Below are 26,383 nucleotides of genomic sequence, written 5' to 3'. Positions count from 1 at the left end.
GGGGCCTGCCGGGGGCCCAGGAGGCGTGGAGGGTGGACCGGGCCCGGGGGCCCTCAGGAGCCGGCGCCGCTGACCCGGTAGACGTCGTAGACGCCCTGGATGTTGCGGACCGCCTTCAGCACGTGCCCCAGGTGCTTGGGGTCGCCCATCTCGAAGGTGAACCTGCTGATCGCCACCCTGTCCCTGGACGTCGTCACCGACGCGGACAGGATGTTGACGTGCTGGTCGGAGAGCGTGCGGGTCACGTCGGAGAGCAGGCGGGGCCGGTCCAGCGCCTCGACCTGGAGGGCCACCAGGAAGACCGAGTCGTCCGCGGCGGACCAGGCGACCTCGACCAGGCGGTCGGGCTCGGAGGTGAGCTGGTCCATGTTCGGGCAGTTGGTGCGGTGTACCGAGACGCCGTGCCCGCGGGTGACGAAACCCACGATCTCGTCGCCCGGGACCGGGGTGCAGCACCGCGACAGGCGTACCCAGACGTCGGAGTCGCCCGCGACGACCACCCCGGCTCCGCCGCTGCCGCGCGGACGGCCGCGCAGCTTGGTGGGCACGGAGGTCTCGGCGATGTCCTCCTCGGCGCCCTCCACTCCCCCGAAGGACGTCACGAGCTTCTGCACGACCGTCTGAGCGGCGATGTGGCTCTCCCCGACGGCCGCGTACAGCGCCGAGACGTCCGGGTAGCGCAGGTCCCTGGCGAGGGCCAGGAGGGACTCTCCCGACATCAGGCGCTGCAGCGGCAGACCCTGCTTGCGCATGGCGCGGCCGATCGCCTCCTTGCCCGCCTCGATCGCGGTCTCGCGGCGCTCCTTGGAGAACCACTGGCGGATCTTGTTGCGGGCCCGGCCGGACTTGACGAACTTCAGCCAGTCGCGTGACGGCCCGGCGTCCGGCGACTTGGAGGTGAAGATCTCCACGGTGTCGCCGTTGCCCAGCCTCGACTCCAGGGGCACCAGGCGGCCGTTGACCCGGGCGCCGATGCAGCGGTGGCCGACCTCGGTGTGCACGGCGTAGGCGAAGTCGACCGGCGTCGCGCCCTCCGGCAGCGCGATCACCTGGCCCCGGGGCGTGAAGACGTAGACCTCGGAGACCGACAGGTCGAACCGGAGCGACTCCAGGAACTCCCCCGGGTCGGCGGTCTCCTTCTGCCAGTCGAGGAGCTGGCGCAGCCAGGCCATGTCGCTGGCGGGCTTCAGCTTCGCCCCGGCGGGACCGGAGGTGGTCGTGTCCTCCTTGTACTTCCAGTGCGCGGCCACGCCGTACTCGGCCCTGTGGTGCATGCCGTTGGTGCGGATCTGCAGCTCGACCGGCTTGCCCTCGGGGCCGATGACCGTGGTGTGCAGCGACTGGTACATGTTGAACTTGGGCATCGCGATGTAGTCCTTGAACCGGCCGGGCACCGGGTTCCACCGCGCGTGAATCGTTCCCAGCGCCGCGTAGCAGTCGCGGACCGTGTCGACCAGGACCCGGATGCCCACCAGGTCGTAGATGTCGTCGAAGGCGACGTCCCTGGCGATCATCTTCTGGTAGACGGAGTAGTAGTGCTTGGGGCGGCCCTTGACGGTCGCGCGGATCTTCGCGTCCCGCAGGTCCCCGGAGACCTTCTCGATGACCTCCTGCAGGAACAGGTCCCGGCGCGGGGCGCGCTCGGACACCATGCGGGCGATCTCGTCGTAGCGCTTGGGGTAGAGCATGGCGAACGCGAGGTCCTCCAGCTCCCACTTGATGGTGTTCATGCCCAGCCGGTGGGCGAGCGGCGCGAAGATCTCCAGCGTCTCGCGGGACTTCTGGTGCCGCTTGTGCTCGGGCAGGTAGCGCATGGTGCGCATGTTGTGCAGCCGGTCGGCGAGCTTGATCACCAGCACCCGGATGTCACGGGACATCGCCACGACCATCTTGCGCACGGTCTCGGCCTCGGCCGCGTCACCGAACTTGACCTTGTCGAGCTTGGTGACGCCGTCGACCAGCAGGGCGATGTTGTCGCCGAAGTCCGAGCGCAGCTCGTCCAGGCCGTAGGCGGTGTCCTCGACGGTGTCGTGCAGCAGCGCGGCGCAGAGCGTCTCGTCGTCGGTCCCGAGCTCGGCGAGGATCGTCGCCACCGCCAGCGGGTGGGTGATGTACGGGTCGCCGCTCTTGCGCTTCTGGTCGCGGTGGTGGTGGGCGGCCACGTCGTAGGCGCGCTCGATGAGCCGCAGATCCGCCTTCGGATGGGTCGCGCGGACCGTCCGGAACAGCGGCTCCAGGACCGGATTCATGCCGCCACCCCATTGTCCCCCAAGACGCGCGAGCCTTCGCCTTACCGCCGGCTTCTCCTCGGCGGTTCCGGACATGGTGGAACCGGCGTCGCCTGCGGGGGCGGCCGTCTCGGGACCACCGCCGCCGGCGGTCGTGTCGGGGACGACCACATCACGGGGCACTCAGACTCCCTACGTTCGAGTCCAGATCCTTCAGTGTATCCAGACCGAGTTGTGTGCATTCGTCCGCGGGGTCGATCAGACGACGACGAGGGAGCGCACCTCGACGTCGGTCAGGCGCTCGCGTCCCTCGAGGAAGGCCAGCTCCATGAGCACGGCGAGGGCGACGACCTCGGCGCCCGCCCTGCGGACCAGCTCCACCGCCGCCCGTGCCGTGCCGCCGGTGGCGAGCACGTCGTCGACGATCAGGACCCGCTCCCCGGGGGCGAACGCGTCCCGGTGGACCTCGATGACGGCGGAGCCGTACTCCAGATCGTAGGACTCCTCGTGCGTCTCAGAGGGCAGTTTGCCTTTCTTGCGTACCGGGACGAACCCCACGCCCGCCCGCAGGGCGGCCGGGGCGGCCAGGATGAAGCCCCTGGCCTCGATTCCCGCGATCTTGTCCACCTCGTACATCCCGGCCAGTTCCTCGATCACCGCGGCGAACACGGCCGGGTCGGCGAGCAGCGGGGTGATGTCCTTGAACAGCACCCCGGGTTTCGGGTAGTCGGGCACGTCACGGATGCGGCCGAGGATGAGGCTGCTCAGTTCGGTCATGGGGACTCTCCTTGGGCGAGGGGCGGCGAGGGCGGCGAGGGCGGCGCCGAGGGTGACGGCGACGGCGGAGGTGACGGAAGGCGCGTCGGGGGCGAGGACGGCGGGGAAGAGGCCGGGTCGGTCCGGGAAGACGAACGCCTCCGCTCCCTGCGCGGGGAGCGGAGGCGCGGACTGCCCGGAGCTACCTCTTCTTGCGTTTGTCGCCGGACGGCGTGCTCGCGCGGGTGGCCCCGCCGCCGCCGGCGGCCGTGGCGGTACCTCCGCCGCCCCCACCGCCCCCGGCTCCCGCGGTGACCGGCTGGCGCGTGGCCGCCTTCACCCCGGAGCCGGCGTGCGAGGAGAGCCTGCGGGCGATCGCCTGGTAGCGCGGCTCGCGCTCCTTCAGCGTGACCAGCAGCGGCGTCGCCACGCAGAGCGAGGAGTAGGTGCCGACGAGCATGCCGACGAACAGCGAGAGCGACAGGTCCTTCAGCGTGCCGGCGCCGAACAACGTGGTGCCGATGAACAGGATCGCCGCGACCGGCAGGATCGCCACCAGGGTGGTGTTCAGCGACCGGATCAGCGTGTGGTTCAGCGCGTTGTTGGCGGCCTCGGTGTAGGTCATCTTGGAGGTCGTGCCGAGCTTGGCGGTGACCTCCTTGATCATGTCGAACACGACGACGGCGTCGTAGAGCGAGTAACCCAGGATCGTCAGGAAGCCCAGCACGGTGGACGGGGTGACCTCGAACCCGGACCAGGCGTAGACACCGGCGGTGATCACCAGGTCGTGCAGCAGGGCCACGACCGCGGCCAGCGCCATCTTCCACTCGAAGGCCATCGTCAGGTACAGGATGATCGCCAGCATGAAGACGATCAGTCCGATGACGGCCTTGTTGGCCACCTGGCCACCCCAGGAGCCGCCGATCACCTGCAGGGTGACGTCGTTCTGCCTGATCCCGAACTCGTTCGCCACCGCCTTCTGCGCCGCGGTGACCCGCTCGGCCGGGAGGGTCTCGGTGGTGACCCGCCAGCCGTTGTTGGTCGTCTGGGCGATGACCTGGTGGGCGCCGGCCTCGGCGAAGGTGCCGCGCACCTGCTCGATGGTGGCGGCCGGGGCCTTGAACGAGAAGACCGACCCGCCCTTGAACTCCACGCCCAGGTTGAGGCCGTTGAAGACCAGACCCGCGATGGAGACCACCAGCAGGAGGCCGGAGAGGCTGTACCAGAGCTTCTGGCGGCCGACGAAGTCGACGTTGACCTCGCCCCGGTACAGCCGGCGCGCGATGCCGGACATCATGCCTCCTGCGGAACGGTCTTGGGTGCGACGGCGGTCTCGCTCATGCGCTCGGCGTCGAGACCGGAGAGCCTGTGGCCCCTGGCGAAGAACTTCAGCCTCGCCAGCAGCGCGATGAACGGCTTGGTGAACATGAACACCACCGCGATGTCGATGAGGGTGGTCAGGCCCATCGCGAAGGCGAACCCGGCCACGCCGCCGACCGCCAGGAAGTACAGCACCAGGGCGGCGATGAACATGACCGCGTCGGCGATGAGGATCGTGCGCCGGGCACGGACCCAGGCGACCTCGATGGCCGTGCGCAGCGAGCGCCGGCCCTCCTTCATCTCGTCACGGATGCGTTCGAAGTAGACGATGAACGAGTCCGCGGTGATACCGATCGACACGATGAGGCCGATGATGTGCGGCAGCGAGAGGCGGAAGCCCGCGAACGTGCCGAGCAGCACCACGGCCTGGTAGGTCACGATCGACGCGACCAGCAGGCTCAGCACCGAGACGACGCCCAGGCCGCGGTAGTAGAGCATCGAGTAGACCACGACCAGCAGCAGGCCGATCGCGCCCGCGATGAGGCCGCCGCGCAGCTGGTCGGCGCCCAGGATGGAGGAGACCTCCTCGATGGCGCCCTGCTTGAACTTCAGCGGGAGCGCGCCGTACTTGAGCTGGTTGGCCAGTTCGTCGGCGGTCACCTGGGTGAAGCTGCCGGAGATCTGCGCCCGGCCGCCGGTGATGGGCTCCTGGATGACGGGGGCGGAGATGACCACGCCGTCGAGGACCATGGCGACCTGGTTGCGCGGGGCCTGCGAGTTGAAGGCGGTGGTGGTGACCTTCGACCACTGGTCGGGGCCCTGGCCCTTGAAGGAGAGCTGGACGAGCCACTCACCGGTGGTCTGCTCGACACCCGAGGAGGCGGTGTCGATCGAGGTGCCGGTGACGGCCGCCTTCTCCAGGATGTACTTGGCGGCGCCGTCGGCGCTGCAGCCGACGTACTGCTTGTCCGGGGCGTCCTGGGCGCCCTTGCCGGCGTCCTTGGAGCAGTCGAGCGTCTCGAACTGCTTGAGGGCCGCCGGGTCGATGCCGGTGGTGTCCATGCCGGCCGCCGGGTCGGCGGGCGCGGTGGGCGCGGTGGGCATGGTGCTCGGCGGGGCGGTGGGCGCGGCACTGGCTCCCGGGGTGGCGCTCGCGTCCGGCCTGGCCGACGCCCCGTCACGGCCGGGCTCGGCCGAGGGGGGGGCGGCGGGGGCCGGGGTGGCGGCGGAGCCCGCCCGGGTCAGCGCCGACGACAGGGCACGACCGGCCGGTGTGGCCCCGGTGTCGGGGGCGGCGGTCGCGTCCGGCTTCGGGGTCGCGGACCCGCCGGGCTCGGCCTTCTTGTCGCCCTTGCCCGACGTCGTGGGCGACGGGGACGGGGTCGGCGCCTGGGTGGACAGCTGTCCCGGGGGCGCGGGGGAACCGGACCCGACCGCCAGCACCTGGCGGAACCTCAGCTCCGCGGTGGTGCCGACCAGCTTGACGACCTCCTCCTGACCCACGCCGGGGACGGAGATGAGGATGTTGTCACCGGCCTTGGCGACCTCGGCGTCGGAGATGCCGGTGCCGTTCACCCGGTCCCGGATGATGTTCACGGCGAGGTTGAGGCTCTCGTCGGTGGGAGGGCCTCCGGTGGCCGTGACGGGCTGCAGCGTCACTGTCGTGCCGCCGGCGAGGTCGAGGCCGTACTCGGGGGTGTACGCCTTGTTGAGGAGCATCACCCCGCCCATGGCGAGAATGATCGCCAGGAGGAGCAGGAGCATGCGCCCCGGTCTGCTCTGGCTGCTGGTCGGTCGGGCCACTGGTCGTCAGTTCTTTCGGCTATAGGGGACGGGTGGGGATGCTGCTCACGGTTTCCTGCTCGTCGAGTCCTGGTCCTCGCCGCGCTGCCCGGCGGTCCTCGGCACGTCCTGGACGACCGGGTCGGCCGGGTCGGCGGTGCCGAGCGTGCCGGTGGTGCCGGTGGTGTCGGTGATGTCGACGGCCTTGAGGTCGTCCTCGGCGTCGTCGACGGGGACCAGGACGCGGCCGATCGCCGCCTTGACCCAGCGGGTCTCGACGCCGGGGGCGATCTCCAGGATCACGTCGTCGGCGTCGATGGCCACCACGGTCGCGAACAGGCCCGTCGTGGTCATCACGCCGGTGCCCGGCGTGAGGCTGTTCTGCATCGCGGCCTGCTCCTGCTGCCGCTTGCGCTGCGGGCGGATGAGCAGGAAGTAGAACACCACGACCATGAGAGCGATCATGATCAAACTCGAATAGCTGTCGCCCACGGGGCCGCTCCCTCTCTTGAGAATGGCCGGCTGAAGCCGGACGTCTTGTACGGCCACGCCACTCAGCACGTCAGCCTACACAGCCGACCAAGCCTAGGAGTTTAGGCGAGCTGTTAGGAGCGCGGCAACGAGGAGACGTTCCGGCGCGCAGGGAAGTTCCCGTTTCGATACCGTCGTCATCGACCTGTGATCGATTCCGTGCGTGTTCCCCACGGTTCCCACGCTATATCTTTCCCGGCTGGTCTCCCAGGTCCACGAGGAACGAGGCGCCGAAGGCGTCCGGCGGCGGGGTCAGCCCCAGATGGGTCCAGGCGGCGGCGGTCGCGACCCGGCCGCGGGGGGTGCGGGCCAGCAGTCCCTGGCGCACCAGGAACGGCTCGGCCACCACCTCCACCGTCTCCGGCTCCTCCCCCACCGCCACCGCCAGCGTCGACAGCCCCACCGGTCCGCCGCCGAACCTGCGCAGCAGCGCCCCGAGCACCGCCCGGTCCAGCCGGTCGAGCCCTTCGGCGTCGACCTCGTAGAGGTTGAGCGCGGCCGAGGCGACGTCCCTGGTCACCACGCCGCCGGCGCGCACCTCGGCGAAGTCGCGGACCCGGCGCAGCAGGCGGTTGGCGATACGGGGCGTGCCGCGCGAGCGCCCGGCGATCTCGTGGGCCGCGTCGCCGGGCAGGGTGACGCCCAGCAGGCGGGAGGAGCGGTGCAGCACCTGCTCCAGCTCGGCGACCCCGTAGAAGTCCATGTGCGCGACGAAGCCGAAGCGGTCGCGCAGCGGCGCGGGCAGCATGCCGGCCCGGGTGGTGGCCCCGACCAGGGTGAACGGGGCGATCTCCAGGGGGATGGCGGTCGCCCCGGGCCCCTTGCCCACCACGATGTCGACGCGGAAGTCCTCCATGGCGAGGTAGAGCATCTCCTCGGCGGGCCTGGCCATCCGGTGGATCTCGTCGATGAACAGGACCTCGCCCTCCGAGAGGGTCGACAGGATCGCCGCGAGGTCGCCGGCCCGCTCCAGGGCGGGCCCCGAGGTGATCCGGAGCGGCACCGAGAGCTCGGTCGCGATGATCATGGAGAGGGTCGTCTTGCCGAGCCCGGGGCCGCCGCTCATCAGCACGTGGTCCGGCGGCCGGTTGCGCCGCAGCGCGCTCTGCAGCACCAGTGAGAGCTGCTCGCGCACCCGCGCCTGGCCGATGAACTCGTCCAGCCGCTTGGGCCGCAGCGCCGCCTCGATGTTCTGCTCGTCGCCCTCGGCGTCCGGCGACACCAGATCCCGCTCGCTCACGCCCGCCCGCCTTCCCTCGTCGCCCGCAGGACCCTCATCGCACGCTCAGCATCCGCAGGGCGGCCTTGAGCAGCGCCGCGACCTGCGGGGTGCGGCCCTCGGCCAGCGCGGTGTCGGCCTGGGGCGCGACCGCGGCGACGGCCTCGTCGGCGTCACGGGCCGAGTAGCCGAGCCCGACCAGGCCGGAGTGGACCTGGTCGCGCCAGGCGGGCACCGGGGCGTCGCCGTTGAGGGCGGCGGTGACGGCCTCCTCGGGGGTGCCGAGCTTGTCCTTGAGGTCGACGATGATCCGCTGGGCGCCCTTGGGTCCCACCCCGGGCACCCTGGTCAGCGCCTTGACGTCGGCGGCGGCCACGGCCACCCGGAGCGCGTTGGGCGTGTGCACCGCCAGCATCGCCAGCGCGACCTTGGGGCCGACCCCGCTGGCCGCCTGGAGCATCTCGAAGATGCCGCGCTCGTCGTCGGTGGCGAACCCGAAGAGCGTCAGCGACTCCTCGCGGACCACCAGCGAGGTGGCCAGCCTGGCCTCCTCGCCCTGCCGCAGCGCCGCCAGCGTCGCCGGGGTGCAGTACACCCGGACGCCGACGCCCCCGACCTCGACGACCGCCCCGTCGGGCGCGATCGCGGTCACCTGTCCCCGCACCGAGGCGATCACTTCGTGGTTCCTCTCGAGTATCCGGCCCGGCCCCGGCCGCGGAAGTAGGCGGCGGCGGTCGTTCCCCCAGGGGCGTCCGCTTCCCCCGAGGCGTCCGCGATCCTGCCGGCGGCCCTCTCCGCGGCCTGGGCCAGCCTGTTCTGGGCACCGCCCCGCCAGACGTGGCAGATCGCCAGGGCGAGCGCGTCGGCGGCGTCGGCGGGCTTGGGCATGGCGTCCAGCCGGAGCAGGCGGGTGACCATCGTGCCGACCTGCCGCTTGTCGGCCGTGCCGCTGCCGGTGATCGCGGCCTTGACCTCGGAGGGCGTGTGCAGCGCCACCGGCAGCCCCCTGCGGGAGGCGCACAGGATGGCCACCGCCGAGGCCTGCGCGGTGCCCATCACGGTCCTGAGGTTGTGCTGCGCGAAGACCCGCTCCACGGCCACCGCGTCGGGCCTGAGCTCGTCGAGCCACCGCTCGATGCCGGCCTCGATCGCCACCAGCCGGGCGCCGATCTCGTCGTCGGCGGGCGTGCGGACCACCCCGACCTTGACCAGGCTCAGCGGCGCCCCGGGGCGCCCCTCGACCGCGCCGAGCCCGCATCGGGTAAGCCCGGGATCGACCCCCATCACCCGCAGCTCGGGCACCCGCACCGACACGCCTCCGCTCGCCGAACACCTGTTCGGTGGCAGACTCTACCGCCTGGAGGCCCGCCGCGCACGGCTCTCGCGGCCCCGCCGGGGTGTCATCGGGATCGATCCCGTACGGGGTGACGCGGGGAAGATCACGTCCCGGGACGTCCGGGGAGTCAGGGGAGTCACGGGGGACCCGTGGGTGCCGGGCACCGCGCGGTGCGCCCGCGTGGGGGCACCGCGCGGGCCGGTCAGAGGTGCTGGGTGGCGGGGTCGACGTCCCGGGCGCGGCCGACCCGGTCGCGGAGCCGGTCCAGGCGGTTCATCACCGGCGTGGCCGAGATGCCGTGCACGACCAGGGAGGCCACCACGGTGAAGGCGACCACCGCCCAGAGCTCCTCGGCCGGTACGCCGAAGTCGGCCTGGCCGAGGGCGTAGGCGAGGTAGAACAGCGAGCCGATGCCCCGGATGCCGAAGAACGCGGTCGCGATGCGCTCGCGCGGCCCGGCCCTGCCGCCCAGCTCGGCCAGCCAGCCGGTCAGCGGGCGGATCACCAGGATCAGCAGCAGGCCGACGGCGGCGCCCCGCCAGGTGAGCGCGTTCAGCCCGCCGAGCGCGATGAAGCCGCCGAGCAGGACGATCAGCCAGGCCGTGAACAGCCGCTCGATCTGCTCGATGAAGCCGTGCAGCACCCCGTTGTAGCCGTGGTGACGTTCGGCGGCCCTGATCGTGCAGGCGGTCACGAACACCGCGATGAAGCCGTACCCGTGCACCAGCTCGGTCAGGCCGTAGGCCAGGAACGTCGCGGCCAGCGCCACGAACCCGTCGCGGTGCTCGGCCAGGCGGAGGTCGGAGGCGCGGGCACGGAAGAAGAGCCGTCCCAGCAGCTTGCCCATCAGCAGGCCGCCCACCACGCCGGCGCCGCACCGGTAGAGCACGTCCACCAGCGCCCACTCGCCCAGCCAGCCGGCGCCCCCGCTGACGGCCAGCGCGATCGCGGCGTACACCAGGGGGAAGGCCAGGCCGTCGTTGAGACCGGCCTCGGAGGTGAGGGTGAAGCGGACCTCGTCGTCGTCCTTCTGCGCGACGTCGTCCTTCCCCGACTCCTCGTCGCCCCCCGACTCCTCGTCGTCCCCCGGCTCCTCGGCCTTCTCCGAGCCGACGGGCCTCTCCGGCTCCTCCGGCTCCTCCGGCTTCCCGGAGTTCCCCGGCTTGCCAGGGTTCTCGGCCTCCTCGGCCTCCTCGGCCTTCTCCGAGTCGACGGGCTCGCCGACCTGCACGTCGGAGGCGAGCACCGGGTCGGTCGGCGCGAGCACGGCGCCCAGCAGCAGCGCCGCCGCCAGCGGCCAGCCGAGCAGGCCGTACGCGGCGGCGGCCACGCCGATGACGGTCAGCGGGAGCGTCCAGCCCAGCAGGCGCCAGGTCGAGGACCAGGAGCGCCGGCCGAAGGGACGGTTGATGGCCAGCCCGGCGCCCATCAGGGAGATCAGCACGCAGATCTCGGTGGCGTGCTCGACCAGGGCCCGGTGGGCGATCGGGTCGGCGTCGGGAAGGTCCAGCGGCAGGACGTACAGCAGTACGCCGCACAGCAGGCATGCCAGCGGGAGGGAGAAGGGACGTCGGTTCAGGAGCTGCGGCAGCGTGGCCGCGAGCAGGGCGGCGACACCCGCCACGGCGAAAATCAGATCAGGATTGCCCATCGTTCGCGTGATATGCCCCTGACCAGAAGGACAAACATCGCAGACAATATAAGATCAACCGAAAATCACCGTGAGGGGGCCGTCAGGCGTCCAGCTTCTCCATGACCTCGTCGGAGACGTCGAAGTTGGCCCAGACGTTCTGGACGTCGTCGCTGTCCTCCAGGGCGTCGATCAGCCTGAAGACCTTGCGGGCGCCGTCCTCGTCGAGGGGGACGTTCAACGTCGGCATGAAACCGGACTCGGCCGAGTCGTAGTCGATCCCGGCGTCCTGCAGGGCCTTGCGGACCGGGACGAGGTCGGTGGCCTCGGAGACCACCTCGAACTGGTCGCCCAGGTCGTTGACCTCCTCGGCGCCGGCGTCGAGCACCGCCGACAGCACGTCGTCCTCGCCCAGCTCACCCTTGGGGACGAGCACGACGCCCTTGCGGTTGAACATGTAGGACACCGAGCCGGGGTCGGCCAGCGAGCCGCCGTTGCGGGTCAGCGCGACGCGGACCTCGGAGGCCGCGCGGTTGCGGTTGTCGGTCAGGCACTCGATCAGCACCGCGACGCCACCGGGGGCGTACCCCTCGTACATGATCGTCTGCCAGTCGGCGCCGCCGGCCTCCAGGCCGCCGCCGCGCTTGCGGGCGCGCTCGATGTTGTCGATCGGCACCGAGTTCTTGCGCGCCTTGGTGATGGCGTCGTAGAGCGTCGGGTTACCGTCGGGGTCGGGGCCGCCCGTCCGTGCCGCCACCTCGATGTTCTTGATGAGCTTGGCGAACAGCTTGCCGCGCTTGGAGTCGAGCGCGGCCTTCTTGTGCTTCGTCGTCGCCCATTTGGAGTGGCCGGACATCGCCTAGAGCTCCCTCACCATCTCAGCGAAATATGAATGCACGCCGACATCCCCGGTGATCTCCGGGTGGAAGGACGTGGCGAGCAGCGGTCCCTGACGGACCGCGACGATCCTATCCCCAGGTTCGGCCAGCGCCAGCACTTCGACCTCCGAACCCACGGATTCCACCCAGGGGGCGCGGATGAAGACCGCCCGCATCTCCCCCCGGCCGGCGAAGTCGACGTCGGCCTCGAAGGAGTCGACCTGGCGGCCGAAGGCGTTGCGGCGGACGACCATGTCGATGCCGCCGATCGTCTGCTGGCCCTCGATCCCGTCCTCGATCCGGTCGGCCAACATGATCATCCCGGCGCAGGAGCCGTAGGCGGGCATGCCGGCCTTGATCCGCATGCGGAGCGGCTCGAGCAGCTCGAAGGTCTCGGCGAGCTTCCACATCGTGGTGGACTCCCCGCCCGGGACGACGAGGCCGTCGACCGCCTCCAGCTCCCCGGGGCGCCGCACCGCGACCGCGCGGGCGCCCACCGCCTCCAGGGCGCGCATGTGCTCGCGCACGTCGCCTTGGAGCGCGAACACGCCGATCGTGGGGGCGTTGGTCACCGGTGGTCCTTCCCGAGCGGGTGGGTGCCTCTTCAGGGTATGACCACCACCCGGATCATCCCAAAACAACTTCTTCCCGCCGGACGCGGAGGGAACGGCCCGGGGCGTGCCCACGGCCGCCGGGCCGGCTCCGGCGCTGTTCGCGTGTCCGCCGGGGGCCGGCGGGCACGCGACCGGCTCGTGCCTGGCCCGCCTACCAGCCGCGCTCGGCCAGCCGGTGCGGGGCCGGGATCTCGTCGACGTTGATCCCCACCATGGCCTCGCCCAGGCCGCGGGAGACCTTGGCGATGACGTCGGGGTCGTCGTGGAAGGTGGTGGCCTTGACGATCGCGGAGGCCCGCTCGGCCGGGTTGCCGGACTTGAAGATGCCCGAACCGACGAACACGCCCTCGGCGCCGAGCTGCATCATCATCGCGGCGTCGGCCGGGGTGGCGATGCCCCCGGCGGTGAACAGCACCACCGGCAGCTTGCCGGCCCTGGCGACCTCGGCGACCAGCTCGTACGGGGCCTGGAGCTCCTTGGCCGCGACGAACAGCTCGTCCTCGGGCAGCGAGGAGAGCCGCTTGATCTCGCCGCGGATCTTGCGCATGTGCATGGTGGCGTTGGAGACGTCGCCGGTGCCCGCCTCACCCTTGGAGCGGATCATCGCCGCGCCCTCGGTGATGCGGCGCAGCGCCTCGCCCAGGTTGGTCGCGCCGCAGACGAAGGGCACGGTGAACCGCCACTTGTCGATGTGGTTGGCGTAGTCGGCCGGGGTGAGCACCTCGGACTCGTCGATGTAGTCGACGCCGAGCGACTGCAGGACCTGGGCCTCGACGAAGTGGCCGATGCGCGCCTTGGCCATGACCGGGATCGAGACGGCGGCGATGATGCCGTCGATCATGTCGGGGTCGCTCATCCGGGAGACGCCGCCCTGGGCACGGATGTCGGCGGGCACCCGCTCGAGGGCCATGACGGCGACGGCGCCGGCGTCCTCGGCGATCTTGGCCTGCTCGGCGTTCACGACGTCCATGATGACGCCGCCCTTGAGCATCTCTGCCATGCCGCGCTTGACCCGGGCGGTTCCGGTGACGGTGGTCTCGCTGACTTCGGGCGTGCTGCTGGACACGGGCTCTACCTCACGACGTCTGGCTGCGGGTCACGGGCCGTCCCGGGGGACGGCCGCTGTCGTCTCCATCGTAGGCGCAGGGCGGGCTCTCCCCTCACACGCCACCTTGTCACTCTCGACGCGTCCCGTTGGACACCATGTAAGGGGCGCGGGTCAGGGGATGACGGGCTTGGCGGAGGCCAGCACGACCCACACCTGACCGGGGGCGAAGTTCATCGGATCCCCGGCCTCGGTGGTGAAGACCGTGCCGTCCTTCTCCGAGGGCCGTGACCAGCGGGCCTTGAACGCCCGGCCGTCGCGGAGCACGACGGCCCTGCCCTTGCCGGTGGTGTGCACCAGCGGGGTGTAGCTCTGGTTCTTGTCGTGGAACTGCGAGCGCTCGGTCCTGGTGTACTGGACGACGATCGTGGGGGCGCCGAGCTGGCCGCCCTCGGCGGCGACGTTCTTCTTGCCGTCCTGCCAGATCAGCCATCTGCCCGCGGCCTGGGACCAGACGAACCCGAAGCGCGCCGCCGGGTAGCGCACGGTGTAGGCCTTGCGCGGCGTGCCCCCTTCCGGGGCGTCCCCGAAGGTGAACCCGATGTCCTTGGCCTTGGTCGCCTTGGGCGCCCCGGCCAGCAGCCGCTTGGTCTCGGCGAAGAGGTTGTAGGGGGCGAAGCGCCCGGGCTGGCGGAAGTAGGCGCCCGGCTGGCTGCTGTCGGAGACGTCGAACAGCGGCGCCTCGGCGATGAAGGGGAGCATCTTGGTCTGCGCGCCCGAGTAGGCGAAGGCGGGCCTGCCGAACTGCGGGACGATGTGCAGGTCGGAGATCCGGGCGCTGCGGACCGGGCCGACCTTGGCCGGGAGCTTCGAGGAGAAGATCGCCATCAGCCGGGTCAGGCCCGCCTCGACCTGCTCGACGTAGACGATGTCCGCGCTCTTCAGGCCGAGCTGCGGCTTGCCCGCCGCGGTGTTCTCGATCTTCACCGCGACCACCGGCCTGCGGGCCGCGCCCGGCATGCCGGTGAAGGGGTGCGTCGGCCCGGGCTCGGGGGTCGGGGTCGCGCTGGGTTCACCGGTCGCGCCCTGGGCGTTGCCCGCCGGGGCCGGATCGTCGGACGAGCAGGCGGCGGCCGGCGCCAGCAGCGCGACTCCCGCCACCACGGCGGTGATCATCCGGGGCACCCGCACGACGCGTCTCCTCCAGCTAGGCCACTCGGCACGAACGCCAAGAGCCTACCGGTGTCCGACTTGTCAGATACTCCGGTTCATGCGCTCCTTAATCGGCATATATGGGCTATTCGGCGGCGAGGGCGGTGGGGGGCGCGTCGTCGATCTCGAAGAATTCCGGATAGGCGGTGTGCCCGGCCAGCCGCAGCGTGCGGGCCAGCCAGCGGCGCTGCGCCGTACGGGTCACGCCCACCGCGTTGTTGTAGAACCGGCGGGCGTAGAGCACCTTCGCCACCGCGGCGCCCAGCTCCTCCAGCAAGTCGGACCCGGCCCGGGTGCCGGCCAGCCGGTCCCGGAAGCGCTCCTGGTCCACGACGGCCCGCAGGGTGCGCGACAGGTCGCTCTCGGCGTGCTCGCGCTCCTCGGGACCGGCGGTGCGGGCCTCGTGGGCGGCGGCGGCCAGCACCAGGCTGGTCGCCGGGTCCAGCATCCGGGAGGCCGCCAGCTCCAGGCTGACGGCCGTGCGCCGCACCAGCGCGGCGTCCAGCGACTCGCGGGCCAGCTCCAGCCGGATGTGCAGCCGGTCCAGCCGGCCGGCCCGCCAGGAGACGTAGACGGCGAGGAGCACGACGAGCGCGCCCACCACCAGGATCGTCGTCGTCACACCCGGCCGTCCCCTTCGGCCGCCGTGCCGACCAGGGCGGCGCTCCCGGTGCTCCCGGTGCTCCCGGTGCTCCCGGTGCTCCCGCCCCCGACGATCCCGCCGATCCCGTCCGCCGCCTCGGACCCGTCCGCCCCGCCGGCCGCCGCGACCCGGTCGGCCCGGTCGGCCCGGTCACCCTGGTCGCCCTGGTCGCCTTCGTCGTCCTCCTCGACCCCGGCCGTGCTCGCCGTGCTCGCGACGGTCTCGTAGACCCGCAGCACGTCGCGGGCGACCGTCGACCAGTCGTACTTGCGCACCGCCCGCCGGGCCTCCCCCGAGAGCGTGGCCCGCCGCGCGGGGTCGTCCAGCAGGGCCGCGGCCTCGCGGGCCAGCGACGCCGCGTCGCCCGTGGTGAACAGCGCCCCGGCCCGGCCCCCGTCGAGCACCTTGGCGAAGGCCGGGATGTCGCTCGCCAGGATCGCCGCCCCCGCCGACATGGCCTCGGTCAGCACGATGCCGAAGCTCTCCCCGCCCAGGTTGGGCGCGCAGAAGACGTCCACCGTGTGGTAGGCGCGGACCTTGTCCTCCTCGCTGACCATGCCGAGCAGGCCGATCCGGTCGTGGAAGGCGGCCGGGACCCGCTCCAGCACCTCGGCGGCGTCGCCGGGCCCGGCCAGCAGCAGGCGCAGCGCCGGCCGTTCGGCGGCCAGCAGGGCGAACGCCTCCAGCAGCACCGGCAGGCCCTTGCGCGGCTCGTCCATCCGGCCCAGGAAGCCGATCACCTCGCCCTCGTCCCAGCCGGGCAGCGGCTCGCCCTCGGCGTAGCGGCCGACCGCCACCCCGTTGGGGATGAGCACGGCGTCGCCGCCCATGAACTCGACCAGGGTCTTCCTGGCCGCGTCGGAGACCGCGATCCTGCCGGTGATCTTCTCCAGCGCGCTCATGATGAGCGGCACCCCGGCCGCGAAGGAGCGGGAGTTGCCGTACGAGGCGTGGAAGGTCGCCACGATCGGCCCCCTGGCCACCCAGCAGGCGAGCAGCCCCAGCGAGGGGATGGCCGGCTCGTGCACGTGCAGCACGTCGAACCGGCCCTCGCGCACCCAGCGCCGCACCCGGTTCGCCGACAGGAACCCGAACGACATCCTGGCCACCGACCCGTTGAAGGGCACCGGGATCGCGCGGCCGGCCGAGGTGACGTACGGGGGCAGCGGCGCGTTGTCCGCCGCCGGGGAGATCACCGAGACGTGGTGGCCGTCGGCCATGAGCGCCTCGGCCAGGTCGCGGATGTGCACCTGCACGCCGCCGGGCACGTCCCAGGTGTAGGGGCAGACGATACCGATCCTCATGCCCTGGGCTCCAGGTCCTCGAGCCAGAGGCGCTGCAGCATGTGCCAGTCCTCGGGGTGCTCGGCGATGCCCTTCTCGAAGACGGTGGCCAGGCTCTGCATCGCCACGGCCACCCTCTCCTTCCTGTCGCCCTCGGCCGGGATCGCGATCTCGTCGTAGAACTGCAGCCCCCAGCCGGACTCGGTGAAGTAGGGCAGGGCCGGGATGAGCGGCACCCCGGTGTGCACGGCCAGCAGGCCGGGACCGGCGGGCATCCGGGTGGCCGAGCCGAAGAACTGCACCTGGACCCCCTTGGCGGTCAGGTCCCGTTCGGCGGGCAGCGCCACCGGCAGGCCGGCGCGCAGGCGCTGCGCCAGGGTGCCGAAGGTGTGGCCGTCACCGCCGGTGAGCGGGAGCACCTCCATGCCCAGGCCCTCCCGGAAGGCCGTGTAGCGGTGGAACAGCGACTCGGGCCTGAGCCGCTCGGCGACCGTGGTGAACGGGTGGCCCGTCCCGGCGAACCAGGCGCCGGCCTGGTCCCAGTTGCCCGTGTGCGGCAGGGCCAGGACCACCCCCCGGCCCGCGGCGAGGTGCTCGTAGACCGGCTCGGCCCCGGCCACGCTCATCCGGGAGACGATCTCCTCGATGGACATCGACGGCAGCCGGAACACCTCGTGGAAGTAGCGGAAGTAGGAGCGCATGCCGGCGCGGCTGAGCTCGCGGACCGCCGGGTCGCCGGGCGAGGTGCCCTTGACCCTGGCGAGGTTGGCCTCCAGCCTGAGCACGGACTTGCCGCGGCGCCTCCAGAGCAGGTCGGCCGCGGCGCGGAAGGCCGCGGCGGTGAGCCGCTCCGGCAGGCGGGGGACGACCGTCCAGCCGGCGCCGAACGCGGCCGCGACGAGACGATCCTGGGGGGAGGGCGTGTCGGTCATCCATCTTTCCGATCAGCGAAGGGTGCGGGGCGAGGCTGAGACGGCCTGGCGGCGCACGTTCAGCAGGCGCTGGACCACGGTGACCGCACTGGCCACGGCGAGCAGCCAGAGCCCCGCGGGCAGCACGTACGGCACGCCGAGGCCGCCGAGGCCTGCCGAGACCAGGCCCACCACCAGGCGTTCCGGCCGCTCGGCGAGACCGACGTCGCACGTCATGCCCAGCGCCTCGGCCCTGGCCTTGATGTAGGAGACCACCGCGCCCGCCACGAGGCAGAACAGCGCCACCCCGGCCAGCACGGGCTGGTCGCTCACGACGAACCAGCAGGCGAGCGCGGAGAAGATGCCGGCGTCGCCGATCCGGTCGAGGGTGGAGTCGAGGAAGGCGCCCCAGACGCTCCCGGGGCCCGTCATCCTGGCCATCACGCCGTCCAGGAGGTCGGCGAACACGAAGAAGGTGATCACCAGCGTGCCGGCGAACAGCTGGCCCCTGGGGTAGAAGAACAGGGCCGCGGCGACCGTTCCCAGCGTGCCCGCGGCGGTGACCGCGTTGGGGCTGACCCCATGGCGGACGAGCGTCCGGCCCAGCGGGGTCAGGACTCGGGTGACGGCGGGGCGCAGAAGTTTCAACATCGCGCTCCGATCGTAGGCCAACCGGCCTGCGGGCGCGCGACGACCACGAGGTGACGGGCGGGCGGCGATCGGGTGGCGCGCCGTGCGCGCCCACCTTTTCGGGGGTTCTTTTAGCGATTCGATCTTCATCTCGCAAGAGGATCGCCTTACCCCTCTTGTGATATTCGCCACATGGGTATTTGGTGAACAGACCGTGTCCGTCGACGTACGCCGGCGTACGGGCACGGCGGCGGACCCCCGGGGTGTGGTCCCATCGGGCCGTGCTCCTCGGCAACGACGCGGGAGGCGATGTGGCGGAGAGAACGACCGGCGGAGCAGCGGGAGCCGCGGGGAGGGCACCCGCGGCCGATCAGCCGGACATGATTAGAAATGTCGTACTGGTCGGCCATTCCGGCGCCGGGAAGACCACGCTGGTCGAGACCCTGCTGGAGGCGACGCGGACCGTCTCGCGCCCCGGCCGGGTCGAGGACGGCACCACCGTGAGCGACTTCGACGAGGTCGAGGTGCGCCAGCAGCGCTCGGTGAACCTCACCCTGTCCCCGGTGGTGCACGACAGCATCAAGATCAACCTTCTGGACACGCCCGGCTACGCCGACTTCGTCGGCGACCTGCGCGCCGGGCTGCGCGCGGCCGACGCGGCGCTGTTCGTCGTCCCGGCCACCGACGGCGTGGACGGCCTGACCAGGATGCTCTGGGAGGAGTGCGCCGCGGTCGGGATGCCGCGTGCGGTGGTGATCACCAAGATGGACCACCAGCGGGCCGACTTCGAGGCGGCCCTGGCGGCCTGCCAGGAGGCGTTCGGCGAGGGCGTCTCCCCGCTCTACCTGCCGGTGGTGACCAACGGCCGGCTGAACGGCCTGATCGGGCTGCTGACCCAGAAGTTCTACAACTACGCCACCGGCACCCGCACCGAGAACGCGCCGGGCCCCGCCTACGCCGACCAGATCGAGCTCTACCGGGGCGCCCTGATCGAGGGCGTCATCCAGGAGAGCGAGGACGAGTCCCTGATGGACCGCTACCTGTCCGGCGAGGAGATCGAGACCAAGGCCCTCATCGAGGACCTGGAGAAGGCGGTCGCGCGCGGCGGTTTCCACCCGGTGCTGGTCGCCGGGGCGGGGGTGGGCGCGGCGGAGATCCTGGAGCTCGTCACCCAGGGGTTCCCCTCACCGCTCGAACACCCGCTGCCCGAGGTCCGCACGATCGACGGCGCACCCGTCACCGGCCTGGCCTGCGATCCCGAGGGCCCGCTGGTCGCCGAGATCGTCAAGACCACCAGCGACCCGTACGTGGGCCGGATCAGCCTGGTCCGGGTCTTCTCCGGCACGCTCCGCCCCGACATGACCGTGCACGTCTCCGGGCACGGCCTGGCCGACCGCGGGCACGAGGACCACGACGTGGACGAGCGCATCGGCGCCCTGTCCTCGCCGCTGGGCAAGCTCCAGCGCACCACCGGCAGGTGCGTGGCCGGGGACATCGCCGCGGTCGCCAAGCTCTCGCGCGCCGAGACCGGCGACACCCTCTCCGACAAGGAGAACCCGCTGCTGATGACGGCCTGGACGATGCCGGAGCCCCTGCTGCCGGTGGCGATCCAGCCCCGCTCCAAGGCCGACGACGACAAGCTGGGCCAGGCGCTGCAGCGGCTGGTCGCCGAGGATCCGACGCTGCGGCTGGAGAACAACCCCGAGACCCGCCAGCTCGTCCTGTGGTGCATGGGCGAGGCCCACGCCGACGTGCTGCTGGACCGGCTGAGCAGGCGCCACGGCGTCGAGGTGGAGAAGATCGAGCTGCGGGTGCCGCTGCGGGAGACCTTCGGCGGCAGTTGCCAGGCCCTGGGCCGCAACGTCAAGCAGACCGGCGGCCACGGCCAGTTCGCCGTCTGTCACCTGGAGGTCGAGCCCCTGCCGTCCGGCGGGGGTTTCGAGTTCGTGGACAAGATCGTCGGCGGGGTGGTGCCGCGCCAGTTCATCCCCTCGGTGGAGAAGGGCGTGCGCACCCAGATGCAGCGCGGGGTGGTCGCGGGCTATCCCATGGTGGACGTGCGGGTGACCCTCTACGACGGCAAGGCCCACTCGGTCGACTCCTCCGACATGGCCTTCCAGATCGCCGGGGCGCTCGCGCTCAAGGAGGCCGCGGCCAAGGTGCCCACCCTGCTGCTGGAACCGGTCGACGAGGTCTCCGTGCTGGTCGCCGACGAGCACGTGGGCGCGGTGATGTCCGACCTGTCCTCGCGCCGGGGCCGGGTGCTCGGCACCGAGCCGGTGGGCGTGGGCCGCACCCTGGTCAGGGCCGAGGTGCCCGAACTGGAGATCACCCGCTACTCGATCGACCTGAGGTCGATGTCACACGGTACGGGCACGTTCCGCCGGGTCTTCCTGCGCTACGAGCCGCTCCCGTCGCACCTGGTGGAGAAGGTCACCGGCTGAGGCGGCGGCGAGGCGTGTGCCCCGCCGCTGCCGGCCGCGACCGGCTACGACCGCCGAGGACCGGCGAGGACCGGCGACCGGTGAGGGCCGACGGGAGGCCACGACGAACGACGGGGACCGGCCGGGAGTCGCCGAGGCCCGGCCGGGGACCCGCCCGTAACCCGCCGCACCCGCCGGACCCGCCCGGAGGCGGGTAAGGAGTCGGTCAAGGCGGGGCCGGGAGGAGGTAGGCGGCCGGTCAGGAGAGGGTCGAGGACGGCCGCGAGGCGACCGGAGGGCGGCCGGGAACGCGCCCCGCCGGGCACACGCCTCACACCGGGAACTTCCGTAACGGAGACATCACGAAACGATTTCTTTTTTCTGGCCGGAGCACACCGGCCCGGATGCCAGACTGAGGAATCATGCGAAACGGACGCCCTCTGCTGGCCGCTACCGCACTCGCCGTTCTGACCACCGGCGCCGCCTACACCTTCGGCCCCGACACCCCGCCCGGCCGGCCCAAGGCCGCCGAGCGCGCGCCGGCCCGCACCGGCGCCGACGGCGCCGACGGCACCGCCGGTGCGAAGGACACCACGGGCGCGGGCGGCACGGACGGCGCGACGACCGCCGCCTCGGCGCGCTGCGACGTGGACCCCAGATACCCCAAGCGCCAGTTGCGCGGAATCTGGATCGCCACGGTCAAGAACATCGACTGGCCCTCGCGGACCGGCCTGTCGGTCGCCCGCCAGCAGGCCGAGTACGTCAAGATCCTCGACAACGCGGCCAAACGGCGGTTCAACGCGGTGTTCGTCCAGATCCGCCCCGCCTCCGACGCGCTGTACCGATCGTCGCTGGAGCCGTGGTCGCAGTACCTGAGCGGCGTCGCGGGCAAGGACCCGGGCTGGGACCCGCTCCCCTTCCTCGTCGCCGAGGCCCACCGGCGCGGCATGGAGTTCCACGCCTGGTTCAACCCCTACCGGGCCTCCTCCGACGGGAACCTGGGCGCGCTGCCCGCCGGCCACCCCGCCCGGCGGCACCCGGGCTGGATCGTCAAGTACAACGGCCTGGCCTACTACAACCCCGGCCTGCCCTCGGTCCGCGAGCACGTCACCAAGGTCGTCACGGACGTGGTGAGCCGCTACGACGTCGACGGGGTCCACTTCGACGACTACTTCTACCCCTACCCCGTCGCGGGCGCCACGTTCGACGACCGCGCCGCCTTCGCCAAGTACGGCAAGGGCAAGAAGCTGGCCGCCTGGCGCCGCTCCAACGTCAACACGCTGATCGCGCAGGTCGACAAGGCCGTGCACGCGACCAGGAACAGCGTGAAGTTCGGCGTCAGCCCGTTCGGGATCTGGCGCAACAAGGCCCAGGACCCGACCGGTTCGGCCACCGGCGGCATGTCCGCCTACGACGCGATCTACGCCGACGCCAGGCACTGGATCCGCAAGGGCACGGTCGACTACGTCATACCGCAGCTGTACTGGCCCCGGGCCTTCGCGGTCGCCGACTACGACGTGCTGATGCCCTGGTGGGCGAACGAGGTCAAGGGCACCGGCGTGCAGCTCTACATCGGCCAGGCCCTGTACCGCGTCGGCACCACCGACACCCCTGCCTGGACCAGGCCCGGCGAGCTGCCCTCCCACCTGCTCCGCAACCGCGAGTACCCGCAGGTCTCCGGCGACGTCTACTTCAGCGCCAAGCAGCTCTCCACCAACCCGCTGGGGGTGCTGGACCGCCTCGTGAAGAACCACTACGCGCGCCCGGCCCTGCTGCCGCTGATGAAGGACCGTGGCGGGCAGACACCGGCCAAGCCCTCCGACGTACGCCTCCAGGGCACCTCGCTCACCTGGAGGGGGCAGGCGGACGCGCGTTCCTACGCGGTCTACCGGATCGCCTCCGGCAGGCCCGGCGAGTGCGCCACCGCCGACGCCCGCAACCTGGTCGCGATCGTCCCGGCGGCGGCCGGGGACCGCCAGACCTTCACCGCCCCGGGTGGGGGCACCTACCTCGTCACCGCGCTGGACCGGCTGCAGAACGAGAGCGCGCCGAGCGGGACCTGAGCCCGGCTGGACCCAGGCGCGATCTTCCCCTACGGTGCCAGCCTTGGCCGAAGCTGAAGGGGAGGTCGTTCGTGAAGCGGACGCTTGTCGCGTTTGCGGTGGTATTGGGTTTGCTGTGGCCGGGTGCCGCGCATGCCACCACCACGCAGGCGGACGGACGGGTGGTGCTGATCGGCATTCCCGGCCTGCGGTGGAGCGATCTCAGCCCCACCGCCACCCCGAACCTGTGGCGGCTGGCCGGCCGCAGCGCCGTCGGCTCGCTGTCGGTGCGCACGGTGGGCCGGACCGCCTGCCCCTACGACGGGTGGCTGACGGTCTCGGCCGGGGTGAGGTCGGCGGTCGGCTACGGCTGCGGGCTGCCGCCGGTGCCCGAGCCCGCCGGCGCGGGCGCGGTCATCCCCGACTACTCCTACCTGCACGACGTCGCCCGGCAGCGCAACGCGGGCGTCCTCGGCGAGGCCCTGCGCGCCGCCGGGCAGTGCGCGCTGGCGATCGGCCCCGGCGCCGCGCTGGCCCTGGCCGACCGGTCGGGCCGGGTCGACGTGTACGCCCCCTCCCCCGAGCGGGCCGATTCCGCGATGCTGAGCAGGTGCCGGGTGACCGCCGTCGACATCGACGACCTGATCAGGCCGTACGTGACCGGCGGACGGCTGTCCGCGGACGCCGAGCCGCTCACGGCCGAGCAGCGGACGGCGGGGCTGCGGCTGGCCGACACCAGGGCCGGGGCGGTGCTGGACGCGCTGCCCCAGGACACGAGCGTGCTGCTGGCGGGCCTGTCCGACCACGCCGGCGACCCGCACCTGCGGGTCGCCATGATGAGCGGCGGGCAGGCGTCCGGCCGCTTCCTGGGAGCGGCCTCCACCCACCGCGACGACACCACGATCCTGCCGGACATCACCGCGACCGTGCTCTCCCTGGCCGGTGTGGCGACCCCGCAGGAGGTCGTCGGGGTGCCCTGGCAGGCGAGCGAGCGGCGCACGGGCGGCGTCGAGGCGGCGCGGTGGGAGCTGGAGCGGGCCGACGTGGCCGGGCAGACGATCCGGCAGGCGGGCGGGGTGTTCTTCACCACGGTCGCCGTGCTCCAGGTCGCGTTCTACCTGACCGCCTTCCTGCTGCTGCGCCGCGGGCGCGGCCTGACCGGCATCCGGACGGCCGCGGTGGCGCTGGCCTCGCTGCCGGTCTCGACGTACCTGGTCAACCTCGTGGGCTGGCATCGGGCGGGGACCCCGCTCGCGGCGCTGGCCGGAGGGATCGCCGTCTCGGCGCTGCTGCTGACCGCGCTGGCGCTGGCCGGCCCCTGGCGGCGCGTCCCGCTCGGCCCCCTGGCGGTGGTGACGGGGACGACCGCGGCGGTGCTCGCGGGCGACCTGCTGACCGGGACGACCTTGCAGCTCAACAGCGTGATGGGCTACAGCGCGGTGGTCGGGGCCCGCTACTACGGGCTGGGCAACATCCCCTTCGCGCTCTTCGCCACCTCGGTGCTGCTGCTGGCGGCCACGATCGCGCACCGGCTGACGCGCCGGGGCCGCACGCGCGCGGCGGTCGCCGTGGTGGCGGGCCTGGGCGGCTTCGCGATGATCCTGGGCGGCTGGCCCGGGGTGGGCAGCGACTTCGGCGGCGTGATCGCGTTCGTGCCGGGCATCGCGGTGACCGCGCTGCTGATCGCGGGCAGCCGGATCTCGATCGTCAAGCTGGGCGCGTTCTGCGTTGCGGGCGGCGTCACCGTGATGGCCATCGCCTACCTGGACTACCTGCGCCCGCCTGGCTCGCGCACCCACCTGGGACGCTTCGTCGGCCAGATCTTCACCGGCGAGGCCCTGGAGGTCGTCGGCCGCAAGTTCGGCGCCATGATCGGCACGCTGCTCAGCCCCAACCTGATGCCGGTCGTGATCGCCGCGGTGGCCTTCCTGGTGTACGCGCTGCTGCGGCCCGAGCAGGCGACCGCCGGGGTGCTGCCCGCGGCGTTCACGCACTCGGCGGCGCTGCGGGCCGGGCTGGTCGGCACGCTGGTCAGCGGGGTGGTCGGCATGCTGGTCAACGACTCGGGCGCCGCGGTGCTGTCCATGGCGCTGGCGCTCGCGGTGCCGTTGACGCTCGCGGTGGGCATCAGGGCCCTGCAGAACGGCGTCCGCCCCTACGCGGAGGCGGGCCAGGAGTCGGCGAGCAGTTCCCTGGTGTCGCGCAGCAACTGAGGAAGGACCTTGGTCTGGCCGACCACGGGCATGAAGTTGGTGTCCCCGCCCCACCGGGGCACCACGTGCTGGTGCAGGTGGGCGGCGATGCCGGCGCCCGCCACGCCGCCCAGGTTCATGCCCACGTTGAAGCCCTGCGCGCCGCTGGCCTTGCGCAGGGCGACCAGGGCCCGCCGGGTGAAGTCGGCCAGCTCGGCGGTCTCGGGCCCGTCCAGGTCCGTGTAGTCCGGGACGTGCCGGTAGGGGCAGACCATCAGGTGGCCGGAGTTGTACGGGTAGAGGTTGAGCAGCGCGAAGACCGACTCGCCCCGGGCCACGATCAGCCCGTCCTCGTCGCTCATCCGGGGGATCTCGCAGAACGGGCAGCCGTCCTCGGGGCCGGAGCCGGTCGGTTTGCTGGCTCCCTTGATGTAGGCCATCCGGTGAGGAGTCCAGAGTCTCTGGAACGCGTCCGGTGTCCCCGCCCCGTGCTGCGCCTCCGGCTCGTTGCTCATGGCCGTCAGCATATTGCCACGCCGATCCCGCCCGGCTCGCGCCTCCCCGCCCCGACGTCCCCGGCGATACCGGCCACCGCCCCGCCCGCCGTCCCGTCCCGTCCCACCGGGGACCGCTCCGCGCATGTCACTCGTATCGCCGGACGAATACGGCGGATTTCCGGCAGAATCCCCCTGCACGACCAACGACAGCCAAGGAGCCCCCATGACCGACGTCTCCGTCGAGGGACCGACCGAGGAGACCGCGTCTCCCTCCGAGGCGAGCGGCAGACCCGCCCGCCCGTTCTCCCTGAGCCTGTCCCTGTCCGCCGTGGAGCCGCCGCTGCCGTCCCTGAGCGAGCCCGTCCCCTCCCCGGGCGAGCCCGCGCCCTCCCGGGAGGAGCCTTCCTCGGACGGGTCCTCCCCGGACGGGTCCTCCCCGGACGGCTTCTCCCCGGACGGGCCGGGGTCCTCCCGGAAGGAGTCCGAGCCCTTCGCGGCCCAGCCCCTGCTGACCGTGGTCGAGGAGGGCTCCTCCCCGGTCTCCCCGCCGGGGTCCCTCCCGGTGCCGTCCTCGTCCTCGGCGCCGTCCCCGTACCCGTCCTCGGCGGACCGGCCGGACGGCCCGCTCTCCGCCGCCCGGGCCGGGGACGCGCTCGGCGAGCCGGAGCCCACGCCGCAGCCGGTCCCGGCGGTCTCCGCGACCCCGCCGGCGCCCTCTCACTCGCCCTCCCCCTCGGCCGGAGCCGTGGTGAAGGGCCGGATCAAGGTTGCCGACGAGGTGGTGGAGAAGGTGGCGGCCCTCGCCGCGCTCGAGGTGGCGGGCGTGGCCGAACTCCGCGACGACGCCGCCCGGGCGGCCGAGCCGGCACGTCTCCGGGCGGGCTCCGCCGGGGCCGGGCGCGGTCCGCGAGGCGTCAGCGCGCACGTCCAGGACCGGACGGCCGCGGTGGACGTGACGATCGTGACCGAGTACGGGCACGTGGTGATGGACGTGGCCAACGAGGTCAAGACCAACGTGGCCCGGACCATCAGCCGGATGCTGGGCATGCGGGTCGTCGAGGTCAACGTCAACGTGGACGACGTCCGCCTGCCCGGTGAGACCGGCCGCACCGCACCGGCCGGCCCCGCCCAGGGCGACTAGCCGGACACGGGACCGCCTTCCCGGCGAGCCGTAAGGGGCCCGGAAGTGGTTGGCCCGGGTGTTCGGCGGG

The 26,383-nt window shown here is 72.2% G+C and carries 21 protein-coding genes and 1 pseudogene; 4 read left to right on the top strand and 18 right to left on the bottom strand.

Annotated elements, in window-relative coordinates; genetic code table 11:
• Positions 1-53: 53 nt before the first annotated feature.
• The 17 genes and pseudogenes from AB0G16_RS20225 to pgsA all read right to left on the bottom strand — a co-directional run bounded on the left by AB0G16_RS20225 (position 54) and on the right by pgsA (position 18,039).
• Complete coding sequence (locus AB0G16_RS20225) at positions 54-2,249, bottom strand: bifunctional (p)ppGpp synthetase/guanosine-3',5'-bis(diphosphate) 3'-pyrophosphohydrolase (protein ID WP_362806772.1); 2,196 nt, start codon at positions 2,247-2,249, stop codon at positions 54-56.
• 237 nt (positions 2,250-2,486) lie between these two features.
• Positions 2,487-3,005 carry an adenine phosphoribosyltransferase gene (locus AB0G16_RS20220; RefSeq protein WP_362806769.1) on the bottom strand — a complete coding sequence of 173 codons (519 nt, stop codon included), beginning with the start codon at positions 3,003-3,005 and terminating at the stop codon, positions 2,487-2,489.
• Between the two features lie 181 nt (positions 3,006-3,186).
• Positions 3,187-4,281 carry a protein translocase subunit SecF gene (gene secF / locus AB0G16_RS20215; RefSeq protein ID WP_362806766.1) on the bottom strand — a complete coding sequence of 365 codons (1,095 nt, stop codon included), beginning with the start codon at positions 4,279-4,281 and terminating at the stop codon, positions 3,187-3,189.
• The gene (gene secD, locus AB0G16_RS20210; RefSeq protein WP_362806764.1) at positions 4,278-6,068 is read right to left on the bottom strand and encodes a protein translocase subunit SecD; all 1,791 of its coding nucleotides are present in this window, start codon (positions 6,066-6,068) and stop codon (positions 4,278-4,280) included. The genes secF and secD overlap by 4 nt, the downstream gene beginning before the upstream one ends.
• A gap of 84 nt (positions 6,069-6,152) precedes the next feature.
• A complete protein-coding gene (gene yajC / locus AB0G16_RS20205; protein WP_362806761.1) occupies positions 6,153-6,578 on the bottom strand; it encodes a preprotein translocase subunit YajC in 426 nt (141 codons plus the stop codon).
• 223 nt (positions 6,579-6,801) lie between these two features.
• Positions 6,802-7,857 carry a Holliday junction branch migration DNA helicase RuvB gene (gene ruvB / locus AB0G16_RS20200; protein ID WP_362806758.1) on the bottom strand — a complete coding sequence of 352 codons (1,056 nt, stop codon included), beginning with the start codon at positions 7,855-7,857 and terminating at the stop codon, positions 6,802-6,804.
• Positions 7,858-7,891: 34 nt separating this feature from the next.
• Positions 7,892-8,512: a Holliday junction branch migration protein RuvA gene (ruvA, locus tag AB0G16_RS20195; RefSeq protein ID WP_362806755.1), complete on the bottom strand. Its 621-nt coding sequence runs from the start codon at positions 8,510-8,512 to the stop codon at positions 7,892-7,894.
• The gene (ruvC, locus tag AB0G16_RS20190) at positions 8,509-9,129 is read right to left on the bottom strand and encodes a crossover junction endodeoxyribonuclease RuvC (protein ID WP_362806861.1); all 621 of its coding nucleotides are present in this window, start codon (positions 9,127-9,129) and stop codon (positions 8,509-8,511) included. Before ruvC ends, ruvA begins: the two co-directional genes overlap by 4 nt.
• Before the next feature lie 245 nt (positions 9,130-9,374).
• The gene (locus AB0G16_RS20185) at positions 9,375-10,823 is read right to left on the bottom strand and encodes a cation:proton antiporter (RefSeq protein ID WP_362806752.1); all 1,449 of its coding nucleotides are present in this window, start codon (positions 10,821-10,823) and stop codon (positions 9,375-9,377) included.
• 82 nt (positions 10,824-10,905) lie between these two features.
• The gene (locus AB0G16_RS20180; protein ID WP_362806749.1) at positions 10,906-11,658 is read right to left on the bottom strand and encodes a YebC/PmpR family DNA-binding transcriptional regulator; all 753 of its coding nucleotides are present in this window, start codon (positions 11,656-11,658) and stop codon (positions 10,906-10,908) included.
• Between the two features lie 3 nt (positions 11,659-11,661).
• A complete protein-coding gene (pdxT, locus tag AB0G16_RS20175) occupies positions 11,662-12,252 on the bottom strand; it encodes a pyridoxal 5'-phosphate synthase glutaminase subunit PdxT (protein ID WP_362806746.1) in 591 nt (196 codons plus the stop codon).
• A 193-nt stretch (positions 12,253-12,445) separates the two neighbouring features.
• Positions 12,446-13,360: a pyridoxal 5'-phosphate synthase lyase subunit PdxS gene (gene pdxS, locus AB0G16_RS20170; protein ID WP_362806743.1), complete on the bottom strand. Its 915-nt coding sequence runs from the start codon at positions 13,358-13,360 to the stop codon at positions 12,446-12,448.
• A gap of 153 nt (positions 13,361-13,513) precedes the next feature.
• Positions 13,514-14,530: a DUF3048 domain-containing protein gene (locus AB0G16_RS20165; RefSeq protein ID WP_362806740.1), complete on the bottom strand. Its 1,017-nt coding sequence runs from the start codon at positions 14,528-14,530 to the stop codon at positions 13,514-13,516.
• Positions 14,531-14,636: 106 nt separating this feature from the next.
• Positions 14,637-15,173: a hypothetical protein gene (locus AB0G16_RS20160; protein WP_362806737.1), complete on the bottom strand. Its 537-nt coding sequence runs from the start codon at positions 15,171-15,173 to the stop codon at positions 14,637-14,639.
• Positions 15,174-15,406: 233 nt separating this feature from the next.
• Positions 15,407-16,498: pseudogene (locus AB0G16_RS20155) on the bottom strand (glycosyltransferase family 4 protein); the annotation flags it as partial.
• Positions 16,495-17,409 (bottom strand): phosphatidylinositol mannoside acyltransferase, encoded by a 915-nt coding sequence (locus AB0G16_RS20150; protein ID WP_362806734.1) that lies wholly within the window; start codon positions 17,407-17,409, stop codon positions 16,495-16,497. The pseudogene AB0G16_RS20155 and the gene AB0G16_RS20150, both read right to left, overlap by 4 nt.
• 12 nt (positions 17,410-17,421) lie before the next feature.
• Positions 17,422-18,039 (bottom strand): phosphatidylinositol phosphate synthase, encoded by a 618-nt coding sequence (gene pgsA, locus AB0G16_RS20145; protein WP_362806731.1) that lies wholly within the window; start codon positions 18,037-18,039, stop codon positions 17,422-17,424.
• A gap of 290 nt (positions 18,040-18,329) precedes the next feature.
• On the opposite strand from pgsA, the gene AB0G16_RS20140 reads away from it, so the two are divergent.
• From AB0G16_RS20140 to AB0G16_RS20130, 3 genes are all read left to right on the top strand, one after another.
• Positions 18,330-20,462: an elongation factor G-like protein EF-G2 gene (locus AB0G16_RS20140; RefSeq protein WP_362806729.1), complete on the top strand. Its 2,133-nt coding sequence runs from the start codon at positions 18,330-18,332 to the stop codon at positions 20,460-20,462.
• 401 nt (positions 20,463-20,863) lie between these two features.
• A complete protein-coding gene (locus AB0G16_RS20135; RefSeq protein ID WP_362806726.1) occupies positions 20,864-22,504 on the top strand; it encodes a family 10 glycosylhydrolase in 1,641 nt (546 codons plus the stop codon).
• Between the two features lie 98 nt (positions 22,505-22,602).
• On the top strand, positions 22,603-24,696 hold the full coding sequence (locus AB0G16_RS20130; RefSeq protein ID WP_362806724.1) for a hypothetical protein: 2,094 nt from the start codon (positions 22,603-22,605) through the stop codon (positions 24,694-24,696).
• On the opposite strand, the gene AB0G16_RS20125 is transcribed toward AB0G16_RS20130, so the two are convergent.
• Positions 24,639-25,190 carry an HIT domain-containing protein gene (locus AB0G16_RS20125; RefSeq protein ID WP_362806721.1) on the bottom strand — a complete coding sequence of 184 codons (552 nt, stop codon included), beginning with the start codon at positions 25,188-25,190 and terminating at the stop codon, positions 24,639-24,641. The two genes, AB0G16_RS20130 and AB0G16_RS20125, sit on opposite strands and share 58 nt — an antisense overlap.
• Before the next feature lie 205 nt (positions 25,191-25,395).
• Here AB0G16_RS20125 and AB0G16_RS20120 point away from each other — a divergent pair, with 205 nt between their 5' ends.
• Positions 25,396-26,313 carry an Asp23/Gls24 family envelope stress response protein gene (locus tag AB0G16_RS20120; protein ID WP_362806719.1) on the top strand — a complete coding sequence of 306 codons (918 nt, stop codon included), beginning with the start codon at positions 25,396-25,398 and terminating at the stop codon, positions 26,311-26,313.
• The last annotated feature ends 70 nt before the right edge of the window (positions 26,314-26,383 follow it).

Source organism: Streptosporangium sp. NPDC023615 (genome assembly GCF_040640155.1).
In the GTDB taxonomy this organism is placed as follows: domain Bacteria; phylum Actinomycetota; class Actinomycetes; order Streptosporangiales; family Streptosporangiaceae; genus Streptosporangium.
The sequence above is the reverse complement of the archived record's forward strand: the minus strand, read 5'-3'. Positions and strand labels throughout refer to the sequence as shown.

Bases quoted from the DNA above. Each gene is read 5' to 3' on its own strand.
- AB0G16_RS20225 (WP_362806772.1), bottom strand. From the start codon at position 2,249: ATGAATCCGGTCCTGGAGCCGCTGTTCCGGACGGTCCGCGCGACCCAT.
- AB0G16_RS20220 (WP_362806769.1), bottom strand. From the start codon at position 3,005: ATGACCGAACTGAGCAGCCTCATCCTCGGCCGCATCCGTGACGTGCCC.
- secF (WP_362806766.1), bottom strand. From the start codon at position 4,281: ATGATGTCCGGCATCGCGCGCCGGCTGTACCGGGGCGAGGTCAACGTC.
- secD (WP_362806764.1), bottom strand. From the start codon at position 6,068: ATGCTCCTGCTCCTCCTGGCGATCATTCTCGCCATGGGCGGGGTGATG.
- AB0G16_RS20185 (WP_362806752.1), bottom strand. From the start codon at position 10,823: ATGGGCAATCCTGATCTGATTTTCGCCGTGGCGGGTGTCGCCGCCCTG.
- AB0G16_RS20180 (WP_362806749.1), bottom strand. From the start codon at position 11,658: ATGTCCGGCCACTCCAAATGGGCGACGACGAAGCACAAGAAGGCCGCG.
- AB0G16_RS20150 (WP_362806734.1), bottom strand. From the start codon at position 17,409: ATGACCGACACGCCCTCCCCCCAGGATCGTCTCGTCGCGGCCGCGTTC.
- pgsA (WP_362806731.1), bottom strand. From the start codon at position 18,039: ATGTTGAAACTTCTGCGCCCCGCCGTCACCCGAGTCCTGACCCCGCTG.
- AB0G16_RS20135 (WP_362806726.1), top strand. From the start codon at position 20,864: ATGCGAAACGGACGCCCTCTGCTGGCCGCTACCGCACTCGCCGTTCTG.
- AB0G16_RS20125 (WP_362806721.1), bottom strand. From the start codon at position 25,190: ATGAGCAACGAGCCGGAGGCGCAGCACGGGGCGGGGACACCGGACGCG.
- AB0G16_RS20120 (WP_362806719.1), top strand. From the start codon at position 25,396: ATGACCGACGTCTCCGTCGAGGGACCGACCGAGGAGACCGCGTCTCCC.